At 26.1% G+C, this 24100-nt stretch carries 21 protein-coding genes; 18 read left to right on the top strand and 3 right to left on the bottom strand.

Going from position 1 to position 24100, the window contains the following annotated elements; all coding sequences use genetic code 11:
* The first annotated feature begins 136 nt into the window (after positions 1-136).
* From IR152_RS04795 to IR152_RS04860, 14 genes are all read left to right on the top strand, one after another.
* Positions 137-856: a hypothetical protein gene (locus tag IR152_RS04795; RefSeq protein WP_227450663.1), complete on the top strand. Its 720-nt coding sequence runs from the start codon at positions 137-139 to the stop codon at positions 854-856.
* A gap of 189 nt (positions 857-1045) precedes the next feature.
* On the top strand, positions 1046-2002 hold the full coding sequence (locus IR152_RS04800; protein ID WP_227450664.1) for a CorA family divalent cation transporter: 957 nt from the start codon (positions 1046-1048) through the stop codon (positions 2000-2002).
* A gap of 459 nt (positions 2003-2461) precedes the next feature.
* The gene (gene aroF, locus IR152_RS04805; RefSeq protein ID WP_227450665.1) at positions 2462-3475 is read left to right on the top strand and encodes a 3-deoxy-7-phosphoheptulonate synthase; all 1014 of its coding nucleotides are present in this window, start codon (positions 2462-2464) and stop codon (positions 3473-3475) included.
* Positions 3476-3496: 21 nt separating this feature from the next.
* Entirely contained in the window at positions 3497-4561 is a 1065-nt protein-coding gene (aroB, locus tag IR152_RS04810) for a 3-dehydroquinate synthase (protein ID WP_227450666.1), read from the top strand.
* On the top strand, positions 4561-5874 hold the full coding sequence (gene aroA, locus IR152_RS04815; protein ID WP_227450667.1) for a 3-phosphoshikimate 1-carboxyvinyltransferase: 1314 nt from the start codon (positions 4561-4563) through the stop codon (positions 5872-5874). Before aroB ends, aroA begins: the two co-directional genes overlap by 1 nt.
* Positions 5852-6931, top strand: a complete 1080-nt coding sequence (gene aroC, locus IR152_RS04820) for a chorismate synthase (protein WP_227450668.1) — start codon at positions 5852-5854, stop codon at positions 6929-6931. Before aroA ends, aroC begins: the two co-directional genes overlap by 23 nt.
* A gap of 2 nt (positions 6932-6933) precedes the next feature.
* Positions 6934-8130, top strand: coding sequence for a prephenate dehydratase (pheA, locus tag IR152_RS04825; protein ID WP_227450669.1), 1197 nt, complete (start codon positions 6934-6936; stop codon positions 8128-8130).
* A 45-nt stretch (positions 8131-8175) separates the two neighbouring features.
* Positions 8176-8985 carry a shikimate dehydrogenase gene (gene aroE / locus IR152_RS04830; protein ID WP_227450670.1) on the top strand — a complete coding sequence of 270 codons (810 nt, stop codon included), beginning with the start codon at positions 8176-8178 and terminating at the stop codon, positions 8983-8985.
* A gap of 11 nt (positions 8986-8996) precedes the next feature.
* A complete protein-coding gene (locus IR152_RS04835) occupies positions 8997-9530 on the top strand; it encodes a shikimate kinase (protein ID WP_227450671.1) in 534 nt (177 codons plus the stop codon).
* 20 nt (positions 9531-9550) lie between these two features.
* Positions 9551-10390 (top strand): prephenate dehydrogenase, encoded by an 840-nt coding sequence (locus tag IR152_RS04840; RefSeq protein WP_227450672.1) that lies wholly within the window; start codon positions 9551-9553, stop codon positions 10388-10390.
* A 262-nt stretch (positions 10391-10652) separates the two neighbouring features.
* Positions 10653-12830, top strand: a complete 2178-nt coding sequence (locus IR152_RS04845) for an EAL domain-containing protein (RefSeq protein ID WP_227450673.1) — start codon at positions 10653-10655, stop codon at positions 12828-12830.
* Between the two features lie 33 nt (positions 12831-12863).
* Positions 12864-16301: a GGDEF domain-containing protein gene (locus tag IR152_RS04850; RefSeq protein ID WP_227450674.1), complete on the top strand. Its 3438-nt coding sequence runs from the start codon at positions 12864-12866 to the stop codon at positions 16299-16301.
* A gap of 206 nt (positions 16302-16507) precedes the next feature.
* Complete coding sequence (locus tag IR152_RS04855; RefSeq protein WP_227450735.1) at positions 16508-17068, top strand: YdcF family protein; 561 nt, start codon at positions 16508-16510, stop codon at positions 17066-17068.
* A gap of 1164 nt (positions 17069-18232) precedes the next feature.
* On the top strand, positions 18233-18580 hold the full coding sequence (locus tag IR152_RS04860) for a cupin domain-containing protein (protein WP_227450675.1): 348 nt from the start codon (positions 18233-18235) through the stop codon (positions 18578-18580).
* 174 nt (positions 18581-18754) lie between these two features.
* Here the strand turns inward: IR152_RS04860 and IR152_RS04865 are convergent, their stop codons facing one another.
* Positions 18755-19804 carry an ABC transporter substrate-binding protein gene (locus tag IR152_RS04865; RefSeq protein WP_227450676.1) on the bottom strand — a complete coding sequence of 350 codons (1050 nt, stop codon included), beginning with the start codon at positions 19802-19804 and terminating at the stop codon, positions 18755-18757.
* 383 nt (positions 19805-20187) lie between these two features.
* On the opposite strand from IR152_RS04865, the gene IR152_RS04870 reads away from it, so the two are divergent.
* Positions 20188-20922: a class I SAM-dependent methyltransferase gene (locus IR152_RS04870; protein WP_227450677.1), complete on the top strand. Its 735-nt coding sequence runs from the start codon at positions 20188-20190 to the stop codon at positions 20920-20922.
* Positions 20923-21026: 104 nt separating this feature from the next.
* On the opposite strand, the gene IR152_RS04875 is transcribed toward IR152_RS04870, so the two are convergent.
* On the bottom strand, positions 21027-21518 hold the full coding sequence (locus IR152_RS04875; RefSeq protein WP_227450678.1) for a prolyl-tRNA synthetase associated domain-containing protein: 492 nt from the start codon (positions 21516-21518) through the stop codon (positions 21027-21029).
* A 347-nt stretch (positions 21519-21865) separates the two neighbouring features.
* On the opposite strand from IR152_RS04875, the gene IR152_RS04880 reads away from it, so the two are divergent.
* The 3 genes from IR152_RS04880 to IR152_RS04890 all read left to right on the top strand — a co-directional run bounded on the left by IR152_RS04880 (position 21866) and on the right by IR152_RS04890 (position 23494).
* Positions 21866-22249, top strand: a complete 384-nt coding sequence (locus IR152_RS04880; RefSeq protein WP_227450679.1) for a PBECR2 nuclease fold domain-containing protein — start codon at positions 21866-21868, stop codon at positions 22247-22249.
* A gap of 509 nt (positions 22250-22758) precedes the next feature.
* Positions 22759-23142 (top strand): YtxH domain-containing protein, encoded by a 384-nt coding sequence (locus tag IR152_RS04885; protein ID WP_227450680.1) that lies wholly within the window; start codon positions 22759-22761, stop codon positions 23140-23142.
* 1 nt (position 23143) lies between these two features.
* Positions 23144-23494: a hypothetical protein gene (locus IR152_RS04890; protein WP_227450681.1), complete on the top strand. Its 351-nt coding sequence runs from the start codon at positions 23144-23146 to the stop codon at positions 23492-23494.
* Between the two features lie 100 nt (positions 23495-23594).
* Here the strand turns inward: IR152_RS04890 and IR152_RS04895 are convergent, their stop codons facing one another.
* Entirely contained in the window at positions 23595-24053 is a 459-nt protein-coding gene (locus IR152_RS04895; protein WP_227450682.1) for a hypothetical protein, read from the bottom strand.
* Between the last annotated feature and the right edge of the window lie 47 nt (positions 24054-24100).

Genomic DNA, 24100 nt, shown 5'->3' on the forward strand with positions numbered 1-24100 from the left:
TAGTTAATAATTACTTATATTTTTTTTTTAATATTTCTATCTTTACATAATCTTAACCATTAAAAATATATTTTAACTACAATTTTATACTGGAATTGATATTATAATAGTAATGAAAGATGTAAGGAGGTTTTTAATGGATAGACCTAACCCTGATATTCTGTTAGAAAAAATTAAAAATGAAGAAGAAAAACTAAGTAGAGGACAATTAAAAATATTCTTTGGTTATGCAGTAGGAAAGACTTATTCCATTGCAAAATGGATAGCTCTATATGTTGAAATTCCAAGTACAGCAAGACTAGCCCTTGATGAACAAAAACAATTAAACAATCTAAAATTAGCTAAGAAATTAGATGGTGAAATAATTGTTTTACATGGTGAAAATATAATAGAGCAAATGCTTAGAATTGCAAAACTAAGAAATGTAATAAAAATCGTAATAGGTAAAAATCATTCAAATAATAAGAAATTTAGCAAAAAGTTTAAAAAGGATATAGTTGACAAATTAATTGATGAAGTTGATTATATAGATATACACATAATTCCATATAAATTTGCTTTAAACATTAAATATAAACCTAAAAAGGGTAAGTCGTCAATAAAATCAAAGTTAAAAATTAGCAAATTAGATTTTATAAAACTAATAATTATTACTTTAATGATAAGTATTTTAGCATATGCAGTACAAAGTATGGGATGTTTATTGTGTTCATTATTCCTTTCCATTTTTAATATATTAAGTTATTATCTTAATACGCAAATACAAATCCCAGTTTGTAAGTATCTTAAAAGGACAGGAATTAAATTATCATCATTTCATTTTTATGCAATATCAAGACTTTTATATTCATTGTAATTCAGTAGTAGAATAAATGGTTTTAAATTGATAAATTGATAATATGTGTAGCGTTTATGAGGATAGTTGTTATTTTTATATAAAATTTAATATAAATATTAAATAATAATTATTCAAATAGTGTAAAATAATTACAGTAATGATTATAGAAAATTTTTAAAGTGCAAATTGAAATTTAGGAGTGGATGTATGTATATACTGAATTTAAATACAAGAGATATTATTGAAGATTTTAGAGATAAATTTTATATAGCAGAAAATTCTTATCTCATATTAAGTGCTCCAAAAAATTTAAAATTGCTTAAGGAAATCCTGGATATAGATGAAATAACTTTTAATGATTGTCTTAAATTTGATGAAATAACCAAACTTGATTTATTTGATAATTATGATTTTTTGAGCTTAAATACATTTGAATTAAGAGAAGGAGAAGCTGTTATAGAAGAAGTAAACATGTATTTATCAGATAATTTTATATTGGTTGTAGTTAATGAAGAGCACTTTTTATTTGAATTTGTAAAAAATATTATTTTGAAGAATTCTCAACTTGAAAAAAATCCAGTTATCAATCTATTTAAGATAAACTATTTGATTTTTAGAGAAGTTATAAAAAATGGTTTTGAGTCTTTGGAAAAAGTAGAAGAGTTAATTCTTCAAATAGAAGATGAGATGATGGACAAGATTGACAAAAACCATGTATCTAGAATAAGTGATGTAAGAGGATTAACAAGGACTATAGTTAAGAATACCAGACCCCTTTTGTATATTGGAGATAGAATAGTCAAAGAGAATATAAGGTATTTAAAATATTCAAATGTGAAAAAGTACAATTTAGAAACTTTTCAAGGTATAGATTTTGGAATTGACAAATTATACAATTTCGCATTATCGACACGAGAGTTAGCAGATAAACTATTAGATATTTATTCTTCTAGAGTAGGTGAAAAAACAAATCACTTAATTACAAAATTAACCTTATTAACAGCTATATCGGCACCACTTACAATTATAACTGGTATATATGGAATGAACTTTAGATATATGCCAGAGTTAAATTGGATTTATGGATATCCAGCAACTTTATTTTTTATGTTATGTATAATTTTTGTTGGAATCATAATATTTAAAATAAAAAAATTATTGTAAATTACAGATTATTTTTAATTGATTTTATAAAAATACATCAATTGAGAAACTGATTTAAGTAAATAAAAAATATTTTAAATTGAAAATATTTATAGAAAATATTGACAATTATATTTTCTTTGCTATAATTATTAAACAAGAAGAGCAATAATTATAAAAATGGAGGATAATACTATGAAAGGAATATTAAAAGAACTAACAGCAAAACTTTATAGCTTTTTTTACTTTATGTTCTGGGGCTTTTATTTTAGCGCTGGCTATTTCTTTTACAAAGATACATGTAATTTCTTTCTGGTGAGGCCTTGTTTTAATGACTTTGAGCATAAGTAAATTTTATAAAAATAATTATTTTATATATTTATGTAAGATTTAATGCTTGATAGATTATCTTAGAGAACTCATTGGTGAGTTCTCTTTTTTATTTTAAATATAAAATTATAATACTAGGAGGTAGTAAAAATGATAGTAGTACTAAAAGTAGGAGCAGATAAAAATGAGATTAGGAAGTTAATAGAAGCTATTGGCAGAGAAGGAGTAGAAGTTAATCCCATAGATGGTACAGAATTAACTGTTTTAGGTTTAGTTGGAGATACTAGTAAAATAGATGCTAAAAGAATAGAAGCAAATAAGATAGTTGAAAAAGTCATGCATGTAGTAGAACCTTTTAAAAAGGCAAATAGAAAGTTTCATCCAGAACCTTCAATCATAAACGTAAATGGTATGGAGATTGGGTCAAAAAAAATCGCTATGATAGCTGGACCTTGTTCTGTTGAAACAGAAGAACAAATAGTATCTATAGCTGAGGATGTAAAAAAATCAGGTGCAGGATTTTTGAGAGGAGGAGCATTTAAGCCAAGAACATCACCATACGCTTTTCAAGGATTAAGATATGATGGATTGGACTTATTAAAGAAAGCAAAAGAGAAAACGGGTCTTCCTATAGTTACAGAAATAATGTCAACACAAGATATAGATATATTTGAAGAAAATGTGGATGTAATTCAAGTTGGAGCTAGAAACATGCAAAACTTCGATTTGCTAAAAGAATTAGGAAAAATAAATAAAACAATACTTTTAAAAAGAGGATTATCTGCTACAATTGAAGAGTGGTTAATGTCAGCAGAGTATATAATGGCTGGAGGAAATGAAAATGTAGTTCTTTGTGAAAGAGGTATAAGAACTTTTGAAACATATACTAGAAATACTTTAGATTTGAGTGCAATTTTAGCTGTAAAGAAACTTAGTCATTTACCAGTTATAGTTGACCCAAGTCATGCCGCAGGAAAATCATGGATGGTTGATTCTCTATCTAAGGCAGCAATTGCAGTTGGAGCAGATGGTCTTATAATAGAAGTTCATAATGACCCAGCACATGCACTTTGTGATGGTAAACAATCAATTAAACCAAACGAATATGATGAATTAATAAGTGAATTAAAAACTATCGCATCAGCAGTTGGAAGAGAAATATAATCTATAAAAGGATGGTTAAAGGTGGAAAAAAAATTATTAGTAAATTTAAAAGAGAATAGCTACAATATATTTATTAAAAAAAATATACTAGAAAATATAGGAGAAGAAATAAAAAAAATATATTCTTGGAATAAAATTTTTATTGTAACTGACGAAAATGTATCAAAATTATATTTAAATGAAGTAAGAAGTAATTTGAGTGAATCTGGATTTGAAATTAAATCTATAGTATTAAAATCAGGTGAAGAAACAAAGTCATTTAACACTCTTCCTAAAATATACGATAGTTTACTTGACTTTAAGTTAACTAGAAAAGATTTGATTATTACTTTAGGAGGAGGGGTAATAGGTGATTTAGGTGGATTTGCAGCAGCAACTTTTTTGAGAGGTGTAAACTTTATTCAAATTCCAACATCTCTATTAGCACAAGTTGATAGTTCTGTAGGTGGAAAGGTTGGAGTTGACCTTGAGAGAGGTAAAAACTTAGTGGGAAGCTTTTATCAACCTAAAGCTGTATTTATTGACCCAAATGTATTATTATCACTTCCAGAAAAATTCTATAGAGATGGAATGGCAGAAGTTATAAAGTATGGATGTATAAGAGATAAAACTTTTTTTGATAAGCTTTTAAGTTTGAAAAATAGAGAAGAAGTAATGCAACATATAGAATACATTATACATAAATGTTGCCTTATTAAAAAAACTGTAGTTGAAGCTGATGAAAGAGATTTTGGAGATAGAATGCTTCTAAACTTTGGTCATACATTAGGTCATGCTATTGAGAAACACTACAATTTTACGGGATACACTCATGGAGAAGCCGTTGGTATAGGAATGTATAAGATAACTTTGGAAAGTGAAAAGATAGGAGTTACAAAAAAAGGTACATCAGAACTTATAAAAACAATTTTAATGAACTATAATTTACCGTATGAGATTGAATTAAGTGATAGCAAATCTATAATAGATGCTATATCTCTTGATAAAAAAAATCTAGGTGATACATTAAAAATAATACTTTTAAAGGATATTGGAGAGAGTATTATATATAATACTACTTCTAAATTTTTTCAGGAGGTAAAATAATGGGAAGTCTAAAAATATATCCAAGTAAATTATCTGGAGAGGTAAAAATTCCACCATCAAAGAGTATGGCACATAGGGCAGTTATTTGTGCATCTTTAAGCAATGGAAAAAGTAGAATTTCTAATATTGATTTTTCTGATGATATTATAGCGACTATAAGAGCTATGACATCATTAGGAGCTATTATAGAAAGAAAAGAAGATTTTTTAGAAGTTTCAGGAATTTTTTCTGAAGAAGGCATTTTAAATAGAGATAATCAGTTGAATCAGCCTAAATTAACAATAGATTGTAATGAATCCGGCTCTACTTTGAGATTTTTAGTACCTATATCTTTAGCATTTGATGGTGTAAAAAGATTTATAGGTAGAGGTAATCTTGGAAAAAGACCACTTGATACTTATTATGAAATATTCGATAGACAGAATATAGAATATAGCTATAAAGAAAATCAATTGGATTTGATTATATCAGGAAAAATTAAGCCAGATGAGTTTAGAGTAAAAGGAAATATAAGTTCGCAGTTTATAACAGGTTTATTATTTATATTACCTACACTAGAGACTGATTCAAAGATAATAATTACAACTGAGTTGGAATCTAAAGGATATTTGGATTTGACTATTTCAACTATGAAAGATTTTGGAGTAGAAATTATAAATAATGACTATAAAGAATTTATTATAAAAGGAAATCAAATCTATAAAGCAAGAGATTATAAAGTGGAAGGAGATTATTCTCAAGGAGCATTTTATTTATCGGCAGATGCTATAGGAGAAGATATTAGTATATTGGACCTTAGAGAAGATTCTCTTCAGGGAGATAGTGAAGTAATTGAGATTTTATCTAGGATGGGTATGGAAATATTAAGAGAAGATAACAAAATCAAAGGAATTGCAAATTGTTTAAATAGTACTTTGATAGATGCATCTCAATGTCCAGATATAATACCAGTATTATCTGTAGTAGCTGCTTTAAGTAGAGGAAAAACCACAATAATTAATGCTGGGAGACTTAGAATTAAAGAATGCGATAGACTTCATTCAATAAATGTTGAGTTAAGTAAACTTGGAGCAAATATAGAAGAGAAAGAAGATAGTTTGATAATCGAAGGAGTAAGTAAGTTAAATGGTGGAGTAGAGGTGTGGAGTCACAAAGACCACAGAATTGCTATGACACTTGCAATTGCCTCTTGTAGATGTGATAAACCAATAATATTAAAAGATTTTGAGTGTGTATCAAAGTCTTATCCACATTTTTTTAAAGACTTTGAGATGCTAGGAGGACGAATTGATGAGTGGAATATGGGGAAATAATTTAAAAATATCCATTTTTGGAGAATCTCATGGAAATGCTATAGGTATAAATATAGATGGTCTTCCTTCAGGAATTGAACTTGACCTTGATAAGATTGATAAAGAAATGAAGAGAAGAGCACCTGGAAAAAATTCTATATCTACCTCAAGAAATGAAAGTGATATACCAGAAATTCTAAGTGGATATTTTAATGGAAGAACTACAGGAACGCCATTATGTGCAATCATAAGAAATAGTGATACTCGCTCAAAAGATTACGGAGAGCTTAAAAATTTAATGAGACCAGGACATGCGGATTTCACAGGACATGTGAGATATTCTGGATTTAATGACTACAGAGGAGGAGGTCATTTTTCAGGTAGGATAACAGCTCCATTGGTATTTTGTGGTGCTATATGTAAACAGATTTTATTGCAAAAAGGAATAGAGATAGGTGCACACATAAAAAAAATTAAAAATATAGAAGATATGAGTTTTGATTATGTAGGTATTACAAAACAACAGTTATCAGATTTACAAACTTTAGAACTACCTTTACTCGATTTATCAAAGGAAGAGGCTATGAAAAATACTATTATAGATGCAAAAAATCAAGGAGATTCAGTTGGTGGTATAGTTGAATGTGCGGTGGTAGGTGTTAATGTAGGAATTGGAAATCCATTTTTTGATTCTGTTGAATCTACTCTATCACATTTATTGTTTTCTGTTCCTTCTGTAAAAGGTGTAGAGTTTGGTTTAGGTTTTAAACTTACAGATATGTATGGTTCTCAAAGTAATGATGAAATGTATTATGAAGGGATTCAAGTTAAGAGTAAAACAAATAATAATGGGGGAATCATTGGAGGTATTACAACTGGAATGCCAATAATTTTCAAAGTAGCAATAAAGCCAACACCATCAATTAGTAGACAACAGAACACTGTTAATATAAAATACAAAAAAGATGATATTTTATCTATTAAAGGCAGACATGACCCTTGTATAGTTCAAAGGGCCATACCTGTAATAGAAGCAGTAACGGCTATTGGAATTTTTGATTTGATGAAAGGACGATAATAATGGAGGATTTAACAAGATATAGACATGAAATTGATAATATAGATAAAGAGCTTATTCAATTATTTGAAAAGAGAATGAATACAGTTCTTGAAATTGCTAAACATAAAATGAAAAATAACACTGCTATACTTCAAAAAGATAGAGAAGAAAAAGTATTAAGTAGAGCTGTAGATAACTTAGATAATAAAGTATATTCACAAGAAACTATACAATTTTTTAATTCTATAATGGAAATTAGTAGAGGGTTACAAAAAAGATTAATGGGTAATGATAGTGAGCAGAAAATTGAATATAGTATAGATTCGTCAAATAAGAAATTTGATTTGTCAAATATAGATAAATATAAGTCTTTAAAATGCGAATTAAATAAAAAAAATATCCTAGTAGGGTTTCCAGGTATATCAGGTTCATTTACAGAAGAAGCACTAAATAAATTCTTCAAAAAAACAATTTCAAAAAAACAATTTAAAGAATTCGAAGATGTTTTCATTGCTCTTAAAAATAAAGAAATAGACTACGGAATAATACCCATAGAAAATTCATCCACAGGAGCTATTTCTGAAACTTATGACCTATTAAAAAACTACGGTTTTTATATAGTTGGAGAAGAATGCATAAAAATAGACCAGAATTTAATTGGGATAAAAGGTACAAAACTGGAAGATATAAAAGAAATATATTCTCACCCACAAGGTATAGGACAAAGTAGTGAGTTTTTAAAACAAAATAGTACTTGGAAGCTGATACCATTTAATAATACAGCAACAAGTGCTGAACTTGTAAAAAAACTTCAAGATAAAACAAAAGCAGCAATTGCAAGCAAAAAAGCTGCAAGTATTTATGGATTAGAAATAATAAGCCCTTGTATAAATGATATTACAAATAACTATACAAGGTTTGTGGTAATCAGTAATCAAATACACATTGAGGAAGAGTCAAACAAGATGAGTGTAGTATTTTCTGTTGAACATGAAGCAGGAAGACTTTATAAAGTGCTTGGATACTTTGCGGAAAATAACATAAATATGACAAAAATAGAATCAAGACCTATGAAGAACGCTTCATGGAGATATTTCTTTTATATAGATTTTGAGTGTTCTATATATAACCCTAAAGTATATGATTTATTAGAATTGATAAAGCATAATACAGCATATTTTAAATTTATGGGAGTATATAAAAATAAAACTGAATAAATAAGATAAATTTTTATTTAATTGTAGCTATTAGGAGGTGTAAAGATGAATTTTTTTGGTCTAGTAGGTGAAAAACTTTCTCATAGTGTTTCACCTCAAATTCACAAGAGAATATTTGAGATACTAAATATTGAAAGTGCATATAAAAACTTTGAAATTTCAAAAGAAGATATATATAAGTTAGATGGTGCTATAAAATTATTGGGAATACAAGGAGTAAATGTTACCGTACCATATAAGGAGCGTATTATGAAGCATCTGGATTTTATATCATCAGAGGCAAAACGTATAGGAGCAGTTAATACAATTTTACTTAGAGAAAATATGTTATATGGTTACAATACAGATTACTTTGGTCTTGATAGTATGTTTAAAATGCTTAATATTGATGTTCTAGGAAAAGTAGCTGTTATATTAGGAACTGGTGGCGCTTCTAAAGCAGCTCTTACATATCTTCTTGATTCTGGCATAGAGAAGGTTTATGTTGCCACTAGAAAAAAGGATAATAAAAAATTATTAAATAGTAAAGCTATATTGATAGACTATGAAGAACTTAAATGTATAACAGGTGATATAATATTAAATGCTACACCAGTAGGTATGTACCCTAATGTAGGAATTTCACCAGTGCCAAAATCTATTATACAAAATTTTGATACATTAATAGATTTGATTTACAATCCTGGAGAAACAGAGTTTTTAAGGATTGGTAATAGTATAGGTAAAAAAACTTGTGATGGCTTGTATATGTTGGTAGGGCAAGCAATAAAATCTCAGGAAATTTGGCAAGATACTAAAATAGATAATAGTATTTTAGATGTCATATATAATGAATTAAAATTAGAATTTTTGTAAGGGGAATTATTATGATAAATAAAACAAAAGAAAAATTGATATTAATAGGTATGCCAGGCAGTGGAAAGACTACAATTGGTAAACTTTTAGCTCAAGAGTATAATTGTAGTTTCTGCGATATGGATGATTATATAAGTCAAATATCCCAAAAAAGCATAGCAGAATTGTTTTCAAAAGGAGAATATATTTTTAGAGATTATGAGACTCAAGCATGTAGGGAACTTTCTATAAGTAATAAAACAGTGATATCTACAGGTGGAGGTGTAATAAAAAAGGATATCAATATGGAGATATTAAAAGAAACAGGTATAATAATTTTTATTGATAGACCTGTACAAAAGATTTTAGAAGATATAAATATTAATTCAAGACCCTTATTAAAAAACGGAAAAGATAGATTGCATAATCTTTATAATGAGAGAATAAATCTTTATAAAAAATTCTCAGATATAGAAATTTTAAATGATAAATCATTAAATAATGTTGTATATAATATTACAAATATAATCAGTGAAAATTTTAAGTTTGAATTTAAAGAAAAATAATCTAGGGGGAAGTAAGAATAATGAATATTGTTATTGTAGGACTAGGAGTGATAGGAGGCTCTTTTGCCAAAGCATTAAAAAAAGCTGGCTATGAAAATGTATTTGGGGTAGACGTAGATTTAGAAACTTTAAAGAAAGCAGAAAAAGCAAGAATCATAAAAAAAGGATGTACTACAGGTGAAGAGTTATTTAAAAAAGCTGATTTAATTATATTATCTATATATCCTAGATTAGTTGTAGATTTTTTGAATAATAATAAAAGCTTTTTTAAAAAAGGAACTATAATTACTGATACTACAGGAATAAAAGAAACACTTATCAATGATGTATTGCAAATTATTCCAGATGATATAGATTTTATATTTGGTCATCCTATGGCAGGTAGGGAAAAAAAGGGAATTGATTTTGCAAGTGAACAGGTTTTTAATGGTGCAAATTACATAATTACTCCAACTGGCAGAAACAACGTAAAGAATTTAGAATTAGTTGAAAATTTAGTTTTAGAGATAGGATTCAAAAGAGTAAAAAAGCTAACTTCACAAAAGCATGATGAGATTATAGCTTTTACATCTCAGCTACCTCATGTTATGGCAGTTGCTCTTATAAATAGTGATGAAGAAGGTAGAGATACAGGTAAATTTATTGGAGATAGCTATAGAGACTTAACTAGAATTGCAAATATGAATGAAGATTTATGGAGTGAACTTTTTTTAGGAAATAGAGATAATTTACTAAAAGTTATAGAAAATTTTGAATCAGAAATAAACTTAGTAAAAGATGCTATCTTTAATGATGATAAAAATAAATTGATAGAATATTTTAAAAAATCATCAATAAGAAGAGAGGCTTTAGAAAAATAAAAATGAATATTTAAGCTATATATAGATGGGTATAAATATAAGCGATAGTATATTTAATTATATTAGTAACTATAGATTCAATATAATTAAATATGCTATTGATATATTTGTACCCTTAAATATTATTATCCTTTAAATGATATTTATTTAAATTACTCTTTATTAACAATTTATAAAACTTAATTGTAAAAAACAGCTATTAATAGTAAAATAAAGTGAATCAATTATATTATAAGCGCTAAGGAGGGTGAGGTGTAGCTATTTGAAAAAAAGTAGACCAATAGTAAAAAATATGTCAGTAGCATTTATAGTACTATTCTTTTTTAGTATATTTGCATTTTGTTATGTAAGTAATATGGATAGAGTATTAGAATATGAAACAAAAAGTTATTTATCCGAAATTAGTGAAGAGAGCAAAATTGCCATTAATAGCAAGTTGACAAGTAATTTAAATGAATTAGAAAATATTTCTAAACTTCTAGAAACAGAGGATGACTTCGATTTAGAAAAGACTTTAAGAATGTTAAAATCATATAATAAAAGCAGTGATTACAATAATATTGGAATGATTCTACCTAATGGGAAAGGATATGCTGAAGGAGTTTTTGGAACAGATTTTTCAGATAGAGACTATTTTAAACTTGCTATTAGAGGTAAAGCTAATATATCAAAACCATTAATAGATAAAACTACTGGAAAACTTACTAAAACATACGCTGTACCATTGTATAATAAAGAGAGGATAGTTGCTGTAATTGCAGCAGATTATAATGTTGAGTTTATATCTGAATTCTTATCTATTTCTACATTTAACGGTGAGGGTTTTTCAATTATATGTGATAGTAATGGCAAGATAATTATTCCGCCTTATAATAAAAATTTAAATTCGAATATTACAAATCTAGCTCAAATTAACTTTGAAAAAAGATTTACTTTTAAAAATATGAAAATATCAGACCAAGGTGTAGTAGAAGTTAAAGATTCAGAGAAAAAATTTTATATGGCATATACATCTCTAGAAATCAATGATTGGTTTATAGCATCTTTTGTTCCAAAGATGGTTATATCTAAAAAACTAAATGGATTAATGATAGTTACAATTATTGGATGGATTATACTTTCATTTTTATTTTTAGGTATCATAATTTATATACTGTACTCAAAGGCAAAGAGTCAAAAAACTATAGAAAAAATAGCATATACAGATTCTGTGACGGGTTATTCCAATTGGAAAAAGTTTGAATCTGATGTCACAAACTTATTGAGGAAAACATCACAAGATAATAAGCATGCAATGGTTATATTTGATATTGATAAATTTAAAGCAATTAATGATATATATGGTCATAAAAGGGGAAATTTAATCTTAAAAAACATTGCCGATACTTTAAATGAATTGACTGATAGCAATGAAACTTTTGCTCGTGTAAGTGCTGATAATTTTAACATATTATTAACATATAATACAAAAGAGGATATAATAAATACTATAAAAAAGATTATGATAAATAATGAACTTGTAAACTTATCTTTTGGAATTTATGAAATTAAAGATAAGGCTCTATCTGTAAGTGCATATAGTGATAGAGCTTCGCTTGCAAAATCTTCAATAAAAAATAATAGTGATGTAAACTTTGCATTTTTTAATGATAAATTAAGAGAGAAATTATTACTTGAAGATAAGATAGAAAAAGAAATGGAGTATGCTCTTGAAAATGGTCAATTCGTAATGTATCTACAACCAAAATATAATATTAAATCAGATAAATTTTGTGGAAGTGAAGCCCTAGTCAGATGGCAATATACAGAAAAAGAAGTCATATATCCAGGTGATTTTATACCTATATTTGAAAAAAACGGATTTATTAGAAAGATTGATATGTACATATTAGAACAAGCTTGTAAAGAAATTAGGTCTTTATTTGATAAAGGAATTTCACCTCTACCTATATCTGTAAATTTCTCAAGAGTTGATTTTTTAAAAGAAGACTTCATTTCAAAAATAGTAAATATATGTGATAGATATAAAATACCATATAGTTTAATAGAGATTGAAATTACTGAATCTAGTATGTTTGAAGATACTGATACTTTATTTAATGTAAGTAGAAATCTACAGGATATTGGTTTTATAGTTTCAATGGATGATTTTGGGTCGGGATATTCTTCTGTAAATATGCTTAAAAATATACCATTAAATGTAATAAAATTAGATAGAGGTTTTTTTAGTGATGATAAAGATGCTGATAAGAGTCAAATTGTTATAAAAAGCATAGTCTCTCTAATTAAACAATTAGGAATAAGAGTTGTTGCTGAAGGAATTGAGACAAAAAGTCAAATAGAAATGTTAAAAGAAGCAAATTGTGATATTGTTCAAGGATATTATTTTTCAAAACCATTACCAGTTAAAGAATTTGAAAAATTAGTCTATAAAATATAAGTCAATAAGTCTTAAATGGAAGGTGGTGATTAAGTGATAAGAGCAAAATCGTTAAAAAATGTACTGAGTATTGTTTTAATATTTTTATTTACAATAATTTCTTTTTCTGATTTTGCATTTAAAACTAATGTTCAAGAAGAAGAAAATAATAAAGTTAATTTAAAGAAAATATCTTTACAAAGTTCTAATGCTATAAAGATAAAATTAGATAGTTCTTTATCCTTTATTAAAAATGTAGCAAATATGGTTTCATACTTTGATACTATAGATAATTCAGAAATAATTCCATTATTAGCTAGTATATCAAAAGAATCTGATTTTCAAAGAATCTCTATTGTATCTCCTGATGGAACAAGCCATACTAGTGATGGCAAAATTATCGATGTGTCAAATTATCAATACTTTAAGAAAGCAATTAGTGGAGAAAGTAATATATCTGAAGTTGTAAAATCTCAAATTGATAGAAAAGATACTTTTGCTGTAGCTACTCCTATATTTAATAAAAATAACAAAGTGATTGGTATTTTATATGGTTCTTACTATAAGGATAAATTAGCTGAATTTATAGATATAACAAGTTTTAATAGTGAAGGATATATAGATATATTTGAATCTAGTGGGAAGTTTGTTCTAAAATCTTCACATACAAATAAGTTGATTAAATCAAGTAGTAATAATATATATGACATACTTAAAAATGCTTCTTTTGATGATGGATATAGCTATAAAAAAATATATGAAGATATAAAAAATAACAAGAGTGGTTTTGTGTCATATGAATACAAAGGAGAAAATGGTTATGCTACTTATACGCCAATTGATATAAATGATTGGTATGTGTTTTCTGTGATACCACAACATACTGTAAGAAAAAATATTGATAAAATAAATCAATTAGCATTTTCTCTTATTTTTAAAGTGTTCTTGTTGTTTATTATACTCATAATATATATATTTTATAAAAATAATAAATCTCAAAGACATATATTAAAAGCCAACAAAGAAATATCATCTATTACAAATAGCATTCCTGGAGGAGTACAAAAATGTACTCTTGGCGAAACATGCGAGTTTAATTTTTTAAGTGATGGGTTTATAGATTTATTCGGTTATACAAGGGAAGAAATAAAAACATTATTTAATAACAATTTTTATAGCTTAATACATAAAGATGATGTTAAAAGGATAAAAAGAGAAATCTCTGAACAAGTTTACAAAAACAAAACTATTGAATTAGAATACAGAGTTATAACAAAAAGTGGTGATACAGTATGGGTTTTGGATAAGGGAGAACTCATAACAGAACCTGATGGAAAAGAGTATTTTTGTTGTGTTACTGTAGATATTACTAGAACAAAAAAATTAGAAAAAGAAATGAAACAAAAAAATCTAGAACTTGAAATGGTATCAGAAAATATTTTAGGTGGTATACTTATAACAGAATTTAATGAGGATTTTACTATAAAATATACTAATTCTGGTTATCTTTCAATGATTGGATATACGCGTGAACAGTTAGAAGATGAACTTCAATCCAAAGCATGCAATCTTATTTTCTACGATGATAGAAAAAAGGCTCTTGAAAATATACAACATCAGTTAAATACAAAAGGTATAGCTGTATATGAACATAGAATAAGAAGAAGAGATGGTAATATTATTTGGGTTTCTATAAAAGGAAGACTTATTATTGACGATGATGGTATTAAAAAAGGTATTTGGATTATAACTGATATAACAGACTTGAAAAATGCAGAACAAAAACTTAAAATCAATGAGGAAAGATTTAGAATTGCATTAAAACAAACATCAAACACCATATTTGAGTATGATATAAAAACTAAGTCGCTTTTAAATACTAGTAAAGAACTTGACAAATATAATATTTATAAAATTGTTGAAAATGTTCCATATTCTCTAGTAGAATCAGGCGTTATTCATAAAGATTTTAGTGATGATTTTATAAATATGTATGAGAATGTAATAAATGGAGCAAAAACAGCAAGTTGTGTAGTTAAGATAAAACTTCCAGATGGAAGTTATATATGGAACAAGATTACTTTGACTACTATTTTTGATGAAGATGGTAATCCTGTAAGGGCAATTGGTATACAGGAAGATATAAGCAAACAAAAAGAAGCAGAGATAAGGTATAATGAAGAAGGTAAATATCATTCAGCGATATTGTCAGAAGCAATGATAACTTATGAAATAAATGTATCAAAGGATACTTTTATCAAAGGAAATGAAAGCTGGCACAAACCATTTGGAATTAAGCCTGACAATAACTATTCTGAAATGGTAAAAACTATAGCAAACAGTATTATCCACAAAGATAATAAAGAAGTATTTTTAAATACATTTTTGTGTAAAAATTTATTAGCTGCATATAAAAACAATGTAACTGAAATAAAATTAGAATATAGAAGAATGAATCAAGAAAATAAAATGATTTGGGTTGTTTGCACAATGCACTTAATAAAAGATTCTATTACAAATGATATAAAAGCTCTTGCTTATGTCAAAGATATTGATAATCAGAAAAAAGAAGAAATCAGATTAAAACTAAAAGCTGAAAGAGATACTCTTACAGGATTATATAATAAAGGTACTACAGAAAATTTAATTAATGATTTCTTGGATTCTGAGGAAGCAAGTTCAGGAATTCATGCATTTTTAATTGTTGATATAGATAATTTTAAATCTGTGAATGACAATTTAGGACATGTATTTGGAGATAAAGTATTATTTGAAGTTTCTAAACACCTAAAACCTATATTTAGAAAAGATGATATAGTGGGTCGTATTGGTGGAGATGAGTTTATAGTATTCTTAAAAAATATTCAATCTTTCGAGAATGCTAAAAAGAAGGCTGAAAAAATATGTGATATATTTAGGAATTCTTATACAGAAAATAAGAAGACATATAAGATATCTGGCACAGTTGGAATTTCATTTGTTCCAGAACATGGAACTATATTTAAAGAACTTTATCGAAAAGCAGACGTGGCACTTTACTATGCAAAAAGCAAAGGTAAAGATAAATATGCACTTTACAATGATTATATCTATCGGAATGAACTTAAAAATAATATAAGTGATAACAATATAAAAGAATTAAATGAATATGAAAAATCTAAACCAATACTTAAAGAAGTTATTGATTCTATTGATAATTATATGTATATAGTAAATCCAAATACTTATGAACTTATCATTGTCAATAATAAGATAGAAAATCTAGATTTAGGTATAAAATCGGGAGAAACTTGTTACAAGGCATTATTAAAATCTAACAGTCCTTGCAATAATTGTCCTATTAAGGGATTGAAAGAAAATAGACATTCAAAATTCAAAACGGAGACAAATACCTTTGGTACAAACATCAGTATAGCAAGTTGGATTAATTGGATGGAAGGAGAATATAACTGCCTTATAGAGTGTATAGATATTTCTTTATACAAAAAATAAATAAAAAGGATTCTGATGATATGTTAAATAGTATAAGTTTGGTTTTAGGTGTAATATTTACAACTTACTATTTTTATCTTAAAATGATTTTTGGTAGAATTTCATTTAGTGAAATTTTCTTAGTTGTAGGAGTTCTATTAATTATTTATCAAATCTTTAAAAATAAAATTAAAGAAAAGAAGGTTTTTTGTAAAGTGCTAAAAATAATGATTAGTATCTTTCTAATAATATTCATAATTACTGAGAGTTTAATAATTTTTTATCCTAAAAACAGTATTGAATCAAAGAGTAATTATCTCTTGATTTTAGGAGCTTCTGTGAAAAGGAATACACCAGGTACAACTTTAAAGGGAAGATTAAATACTGCTTTAAAATGTCTAGAAATTAATAATGATTGTTATGTGGTCGTATCAGGTGGTAAAGGTAATGGTGAAAACATAAGTGAGGCAAAAGCTATGAAAAATTATCTCGTTAAAAATGGTATAGATAAGAATAGGATAATAGAAGAAGATAAATCTACGAATACTTATGAAAATTTTAAATATTCAAAGTTAAAGATAGAAGAACATAGTGGAAAAGCAATAAAAGATATAAAAGTAAAAATAATAACGACAGATTTTCATGTTCTTAGGAGTAAAATACTAGCAAATAGAAATGGATATAAAAATATTTCTTTTTATGCTAGTAAGTCAAAGATTTCATTTGTTCCAACTTATTATACAAGAGAATTTTTTGCAATATGGAAAACAATTGTTTTTGACAGATGATAAATAACGATAAGTAAAAAGAGGCTATCTTAAAATAGAGATAAGCCTTTTTTCATTGTTGAAATTATGAAAATTAATGTTATAAATGTAAATTGAATATTCATAATATTAATATAAAATAATGTAAAAATAATTTTAATTTTATATTGATTATTCAGAATATAAATAAAAATTGTAAAACTCATCATAAGTTTACATAATACAAATATAGTTAACTAATTTAAAGGCCTTTCAACTTAAATATAGAATTATCCATTTAAATGGATTTTAAGCTTATTTTTATTAAATAGGTATAAAACATCGTATAAATTAATAGAACGTATTTAAAAACTAAAATATAAGGTAGTTATTTTAGAATAAAAATCATAAATTCAACTAGAGTAAATTAAATGTTGAAATATTTAGGATAAACAATATAAAAATTTTAACTAGTCTCAATACAAAATGCGAATTGAAAGTTATCTAAAACTTAAAAACTATTATCAATAATGCTAAAATTTAAGAGAAACTTTATCATTAATATAAACGTATTTAAATTAAAAATATAAAGTGTAACATAAATATGTGGGGGTAAAATTTATCTTAAAAATGAAAAAATAATAAAAAAATTACTGACATTTAACTGACAAACTAGCATTTTATTTTTATCAAACCATTAAAAATACTAAATATATAAAAAAGAGCATATAAGTAAGTATTCTATGCCATTTGCTATTATTTGATAGTTTATCAAATCATGATATAAGTTGTTTTTTTACATACATAATAAAATATTAAAAAATTGATAGTGCAAATAGAAAAAAGAGATGTTATAGAAAAAGAACATAATTACAGTATTAAAATGAAGTGGTACTTTTTTAATTCATTACTATGATTTATTCTATATAAACGTTAAACACACTAAATAGTTTTAATTTTTTAGAAAAAATATTCATATATTTTATTCATGTTAAGGTTTATATATCTAAAAATAATTTTAGAAATTATTATTTTATGTTAATTTTTTATATCTTATAAGGATTATACTTCTCTAGCAGAAAAATATATAATCCTTGTGTTTAAAAATAAAAGAATTTTATTCCTATTATGCAGGATGAGAATACTATTTTCTTATATTGGAATAATAATAGTAAATCTATAATATAGAAAAGAGGTATTTTTAGTATGCATGAAAATAAAAAGAATCTATTAGATGGAAGTTTAGCTCAATATAATGATGTAGCAGTTCCAAAAATACCAGTATTTGCTGGTAGTGATATAACTTCAGAAGTTTATTATTTTAAACCTGACCAAGTTCTTAAGGCTCATAGACATCCTAATGGCGAGCAAATATTTGTGTTCCTAAAGGGAGAAGGTAAAATGAAGCTTGGTGAAAATGAATGCGACGTAAAAGATGGTGATACTGTCTTTGTACCAACAGGAGAGTGGCATGAAATTACTAATGGAAGCAAGGAAGAAATGATAGCTGTTCAAATTACAAAAATTAATGCTGGAGCAGAATACAGAGGATAGATATATAAGTACAATTAGTACTTTGATTTCTATTTTATTATATAAACTTTAATCTCAAAATATAAAAAGAGTCTTTTGAAAGACTCTTTTTATATTTTCATATCTTTTATATAGATTTTTTAATTAAATATTCTACTTAAATAAGAAATTTTTTAGTTAAAATTAAATATAGTTTTATTTTATAGTTTTTATGGCAGTCTCAGCAAATTCAGTGTTTACAATATCTTTATAAAGTGCTTCCTTATCTAATTCTTTAGCTTCTTTCATAACAGCCATCAATTTCTTCAATCCTTCTTCTTTTAATACAGGATTTTGAGACCATGCATCTATTGATTTATATCTATTTACAACTGTAATTAAATCTTCTAAAGATATGTCTTCAAAAAAAGGTTGCATAGCTTTAGCTATTTCTTTACTAGGTGCTTGTTGAACCCATAATTGACCTTTATAAACAGCATTTGTAAATCTCTGAATTAAATCTTTATTATTTTTCAGATATGATCTTGTAGTAGAGTAAGCTGTAAAAGGTATTTCTCCAGAATCTTTTCCTATAGATGTGACTATATATCCACTACCTTCTTTTTCCATTGCTGTTGCTGTAGGTTCAAATGCTGTTGTAAAGTCACCCTCTCCACCTGCAAAAGCTCCAGCCATTACACCAAATTGTACATCAGTTCTTACATTAACATTGCCTGCTTTTAGGTTTTCTCCAAGAGTAAGACCTTTTTCTTTTAAAACATATTCAAAAGTCATTAGTGGAACTCCACCTTTTCTACCACCTAATATTTCTTTTCCTTTTAAATCTTCATAAGAGAAATTAGGCATTTTTTCTCTAGCAACTAAAAAACTACCATCTCTTTTAGTCAATTGAGCAAAGTTTACTGCATAATCGTTTTTGTTTTGATTATATACATATATAGATGCTTCAGGACCCATTAAACCTACATTTGCTTCGCCTGAAATCAAAGCAGCCATAGTTTTATCTGCACCTTGAGTATTTATAAGGTCAATCTTTATACCTTCATCTTCAAAGAAACCTTTGGTAATAGCAGCATACTGTGGAGCATAAAAAACAGAATGAGTAACTTCTGCTATAGTTACTTTATCTAGATTTTTGGATGAAGAAGATTCATCTGTTTTGCCATTAGAGTTAAAATCACATCCAGTTAGACATATTGTGCTTACAATGATAGAGCTTACTATTACGACTATTTTTTTAAACATAACAAATACCTCCCATAAGACATACGAATAATATATAGTATTAAATACTTATTGTAGTTGTTACAAAAATTTATCTCTACTTATAATATTTCTACAAAAACTTAATAATAAATTTGAGTTTTATGTTTAGTTTTTTTAGTAATGTGTAATATTGAATAAATTATATTGATTATTTATAAGCTAAGTAATAAAATTAAAATAATATCATTTTTTGCCTATTATATATAAAGAAAAAATTTGTTGATAATATAAATTATATTAATTTATATGAAAACAATTTATTTATATAAACTTTTATTATTTTTGTGTGAAATAATAAAAGTTTATCTTTTGTATTTAATAGAGTGTTGCTAAACAAAAATAGTTAAAATGGAGGAAAATATATGAAACAGAATAAATATGATAATAATGAATTCTTTGACAAATACAGTAAAATGGAACGTTCTATAAATGGACTAGCAGGTGCTGGAGAATGGCATATTTTAAAAAAAATGTTACCTGATTTTAAAGGAAAACGAGTTTTAGATTTAGGTTGTGGATTTGGATGGCATTGTCAATATGCAGTTGAGAATGGAGCAAATTCTGCTGTTGGAATAGACATTTCAGAAAAAATGCTAAAAGAAGCTAGAAACAAAACACAATTTGATAATATAAAATACATATGTATGCCTATTGAAGATATTAATTTTCCAAAAGATAGTTTTGACGTAGTTATTAGCTCTTTGGCATTTCATTATATTCAATCATTTGAAGAGATATGTAAAAATATAAGTAGTTGCCTTTCAAACGGAGGTGACTTTGTATTCTCTGTTGAACATCCTATATTTACTGCATATGGAACTCAAGAGTGGTACTGTGATAAAGATGGTAATAATCTACATTGGCCAGTAGATAGATATTTTGAAGAAGGAGTACGTAAGTCAAATTTTCTAGGAGAAGAGGTTATAAAATATCATAAAACACTAACAACTTATCTAAATACTTTAAATAAAACTGGGTTTGAAATACTAGAAATTATTGAGCCTCAACCAGAGGAAAAACTATTAGATACAATTCCTGAAATGAAAAATGAGCTACGAAGACCTATGATGCTACTTGTAGCTGCAAGAAAAAAATAATAAAAACAAAGCACTATTGTAAAAATAAAGTTGTAGAAAACAATTACACTAATGTAAAGAGTGTAAAAGCAATCATTGCCTTTGCACTCTTTATCAAGTTACAATTATACTTCCACGTAATATATTTCATTTCCATTTTGTTCTATAAGCTTTTTCATATCTTCAAACTTTAAAAATACAGTAGCAGTATTATCATTTGGATGTATGCCTATTTTATCCATTTTTAATAAGTCTTTATCAAATACAACTTTTACAACAGCCTCTGTATCATTTAATATACCAAAAGGAGTCACAGCTCCCTTAGTAAGTTTTAAGTATTTTTGAAGTCTTTCTTCTGATGCAAAACTAAGAGGTTTACTATCAATTTGTTGACGAATATCTTTTAAATCTGCTTTTTTATCTTTACCTAATACAACTAAAAAATGTTCTTTTCCTTTAGCATCACGAAGAAATAAATTTTTTACAACAAATTCCATATGTAATGTTTTTAATTCTTCCATTTCTTCAATTGTATAAACTGGTGGATGATTTACAGCTTCATAATGTATGTTTAATTCATCCAATTTTTTATATACTTCTTGTTGTTGATTGTTCATAATATCCTCCTATTAGAAATTTATTTTTTATATAAATAATATTATCATAGAAAACTTTAAAAGAAAACGTTTTATATGATATAAACCTTATATTATATTTTTATAAAGAATTAAGAGTATTTAATATAACGTAAAAAGCTAAACAATTTCTAAAAACAGCTTACAAATAGAACCTTATTTACCATTTATAAATCATATAAAAATAGTTTATATAAAGTCATATATGAAAAAACTATATTATGCTATCTTTTCTTTTTGGAATAAACTATACTTTAAGTATATATATTTAATTTAAATAAATTTTACAGTATTAATGGTAAATTATCTTAGAAAGGAATGTGCTTTATATGTCTACAGACAAAGTTGTTGGAATCATAGATGAAGAAACGGCAGAACTTGCAGGAATTGAATATACTGGTAAAATTTATGCTTCTTCTGGTGTTATAAAACATATAAAGAAAAAACATCGATGTCAATTAAGTAAGGACATTGTTAATGATATAATAGATACTATAAAAATGGTACTAAAGTCCCCTGAATATATAGGAAGTCATCCTAAAAAACCTAGAAAAAGCGTGGAGTTTATAAAAAAAATTGATGATTATATTTTAGTGGCTACAGAATTAGATACAAAAAAAGGCTATTTATATGTCTCTTCACTGTATGCTATAAAAGAAGCAAAGTTAGAAAGTAGAATAAACAGTGGAAGAGTAAAACAATATTATGGTTAACATAATATTATTAAATTTTCAAAAGTATTGAAAAATATTATCATATAAGTTATAATATAAATATACATGTAAATATTTATTAGTTAGATTTGAGGTTGGAAAAGGCACCCAATACGCTACTATGGAGTAGTTAATAGAGATGCAGGATACGCCGCCCTGCCAGGTCTAATTAAATTAAAAAGAGAGGATTAATTCCTCTCTTATTGTTTTTTGAAACACTAATTTAATTTATACAGAAAGATTGAAGTATATTTATACTAAAAAAGTTTTTAGTTATCCATGTTTATTTAATCAAATAAGATATTTAATTTATAATCTATATCTGATAAATATTATATTTTAATAAAATAAAAATATATAGAAAATCCTTATAAAATTTTAGATTGTAGCAGATAGGGAGTAATTAAAAGAATTTTTATTGATTTTTAAAAATTTAGTTAGAAACTATATCATTATGGTAAAAAATGTATTATAATGTTTAAAAATATTATAATAAGGAGCGATTAAATATGAGTTTATCAAAGAAAATAGAGGATAAAAGAAAAGCTAAACAAAGAGCTGAAAAAGTTAAAAAAGCTAAAATTGCTACAGCTGGTGTGGTATTAGGAGCTGTTACTGGTGCAGTGAGTGGAGTACTGTTGGCTCCAAAATCGGGAAAAGAGACAAGAGAAGATATAAAAGATGCTTCACAACAAATTGCTGAAAAAATAAATATGAAAACCGTGGATGTAAAAGGTAAGGTATCTGAGAAGCTAGAAGATAGAAAAGGAAACTTTATAGAATCAAAGAAAAAAATAAAAAAATATATAGATAATAAAAAGAGTATTGAAAATTCTAATGAGGAAGATAAAATAATGGATATTGTTGAACCAGTTAGTGTTACTGAGGAATAATATGAACAATACAATAACAATTAACATAAGTATAATATATGTATTATTAGCTATACTTGGGTGTATTACTTTAGTTTATTTAATTATTGTACTTTCTAAACTACATAAGATTTTAAATAATGTTGGGACTATGTTAAGTGAAAATACTCAAAATATAAATACAACTTTAAATAATCTTCCTAGTGTTGTAGAAAATTTTGGAGAAGTAGGGGAAAATATGAAAGATGTAACAGAAGTGGTTACTGAGGTTACAGCAGATTTTCTTGTTACTAAAGACAGTGTTAAATCAAATATGGATGTTATAGTTGATATATTGACTATAATTAAAAATATTTTTCTAGATAAAAAATAATATGTTTAATATAAAAGAAGTCTAGAAGATATAATTTAAACGACCTTAAAATGGTATTTATAAGGTCGTTTTTTATTGGTTTAATTTGATATTATGTGTTTTAATTATTGGTAATATTCCTCTTTATCATTTGAACATATATATCTATGCTTGTTGTTTCAATTACATCCATAAGAACATCTTTACATTCAAGCTCAAAATCTTCCATTCCTTCTAAATAGTCATCATCTTCATCAAAAAAGATATAAGAATTATATAACCATTCTTCAAATTTTTCTTCAAGTACATCCCAATACGAATTCCAAAATAATCCACAACCTGACATATAAGATGCTCTACTTTCATTTATATAAATCTCGTTTAGGAGCTTTTGTAATTTACTGCTATAAAGTAAATCTGCTTTTCCACTGCTTGATATTAATTCATTTAAATCTTCTATTGACATTAATTCAACTTTACCACTTTTATCATAAGGAGTATAATTTTCATCAACCCATTTATATGGTTTGTTTTCTCTGCATACTGTTGCTATTAGCTCTACAACTTTTGTTCTTATCATTTTTTCTTTGTCCTAACTTATTGATTTTTTTATAAGATAATCATAAT

It is taken from the genome of Clostridioides sp. ES-S-0108-01 (genome assembly GCF_020662285.1).
GTDB lineage: Bacteria > Bacillota > Clostridia > Peptostreptococcales > Peptostreptococcaceae > Clostridioides.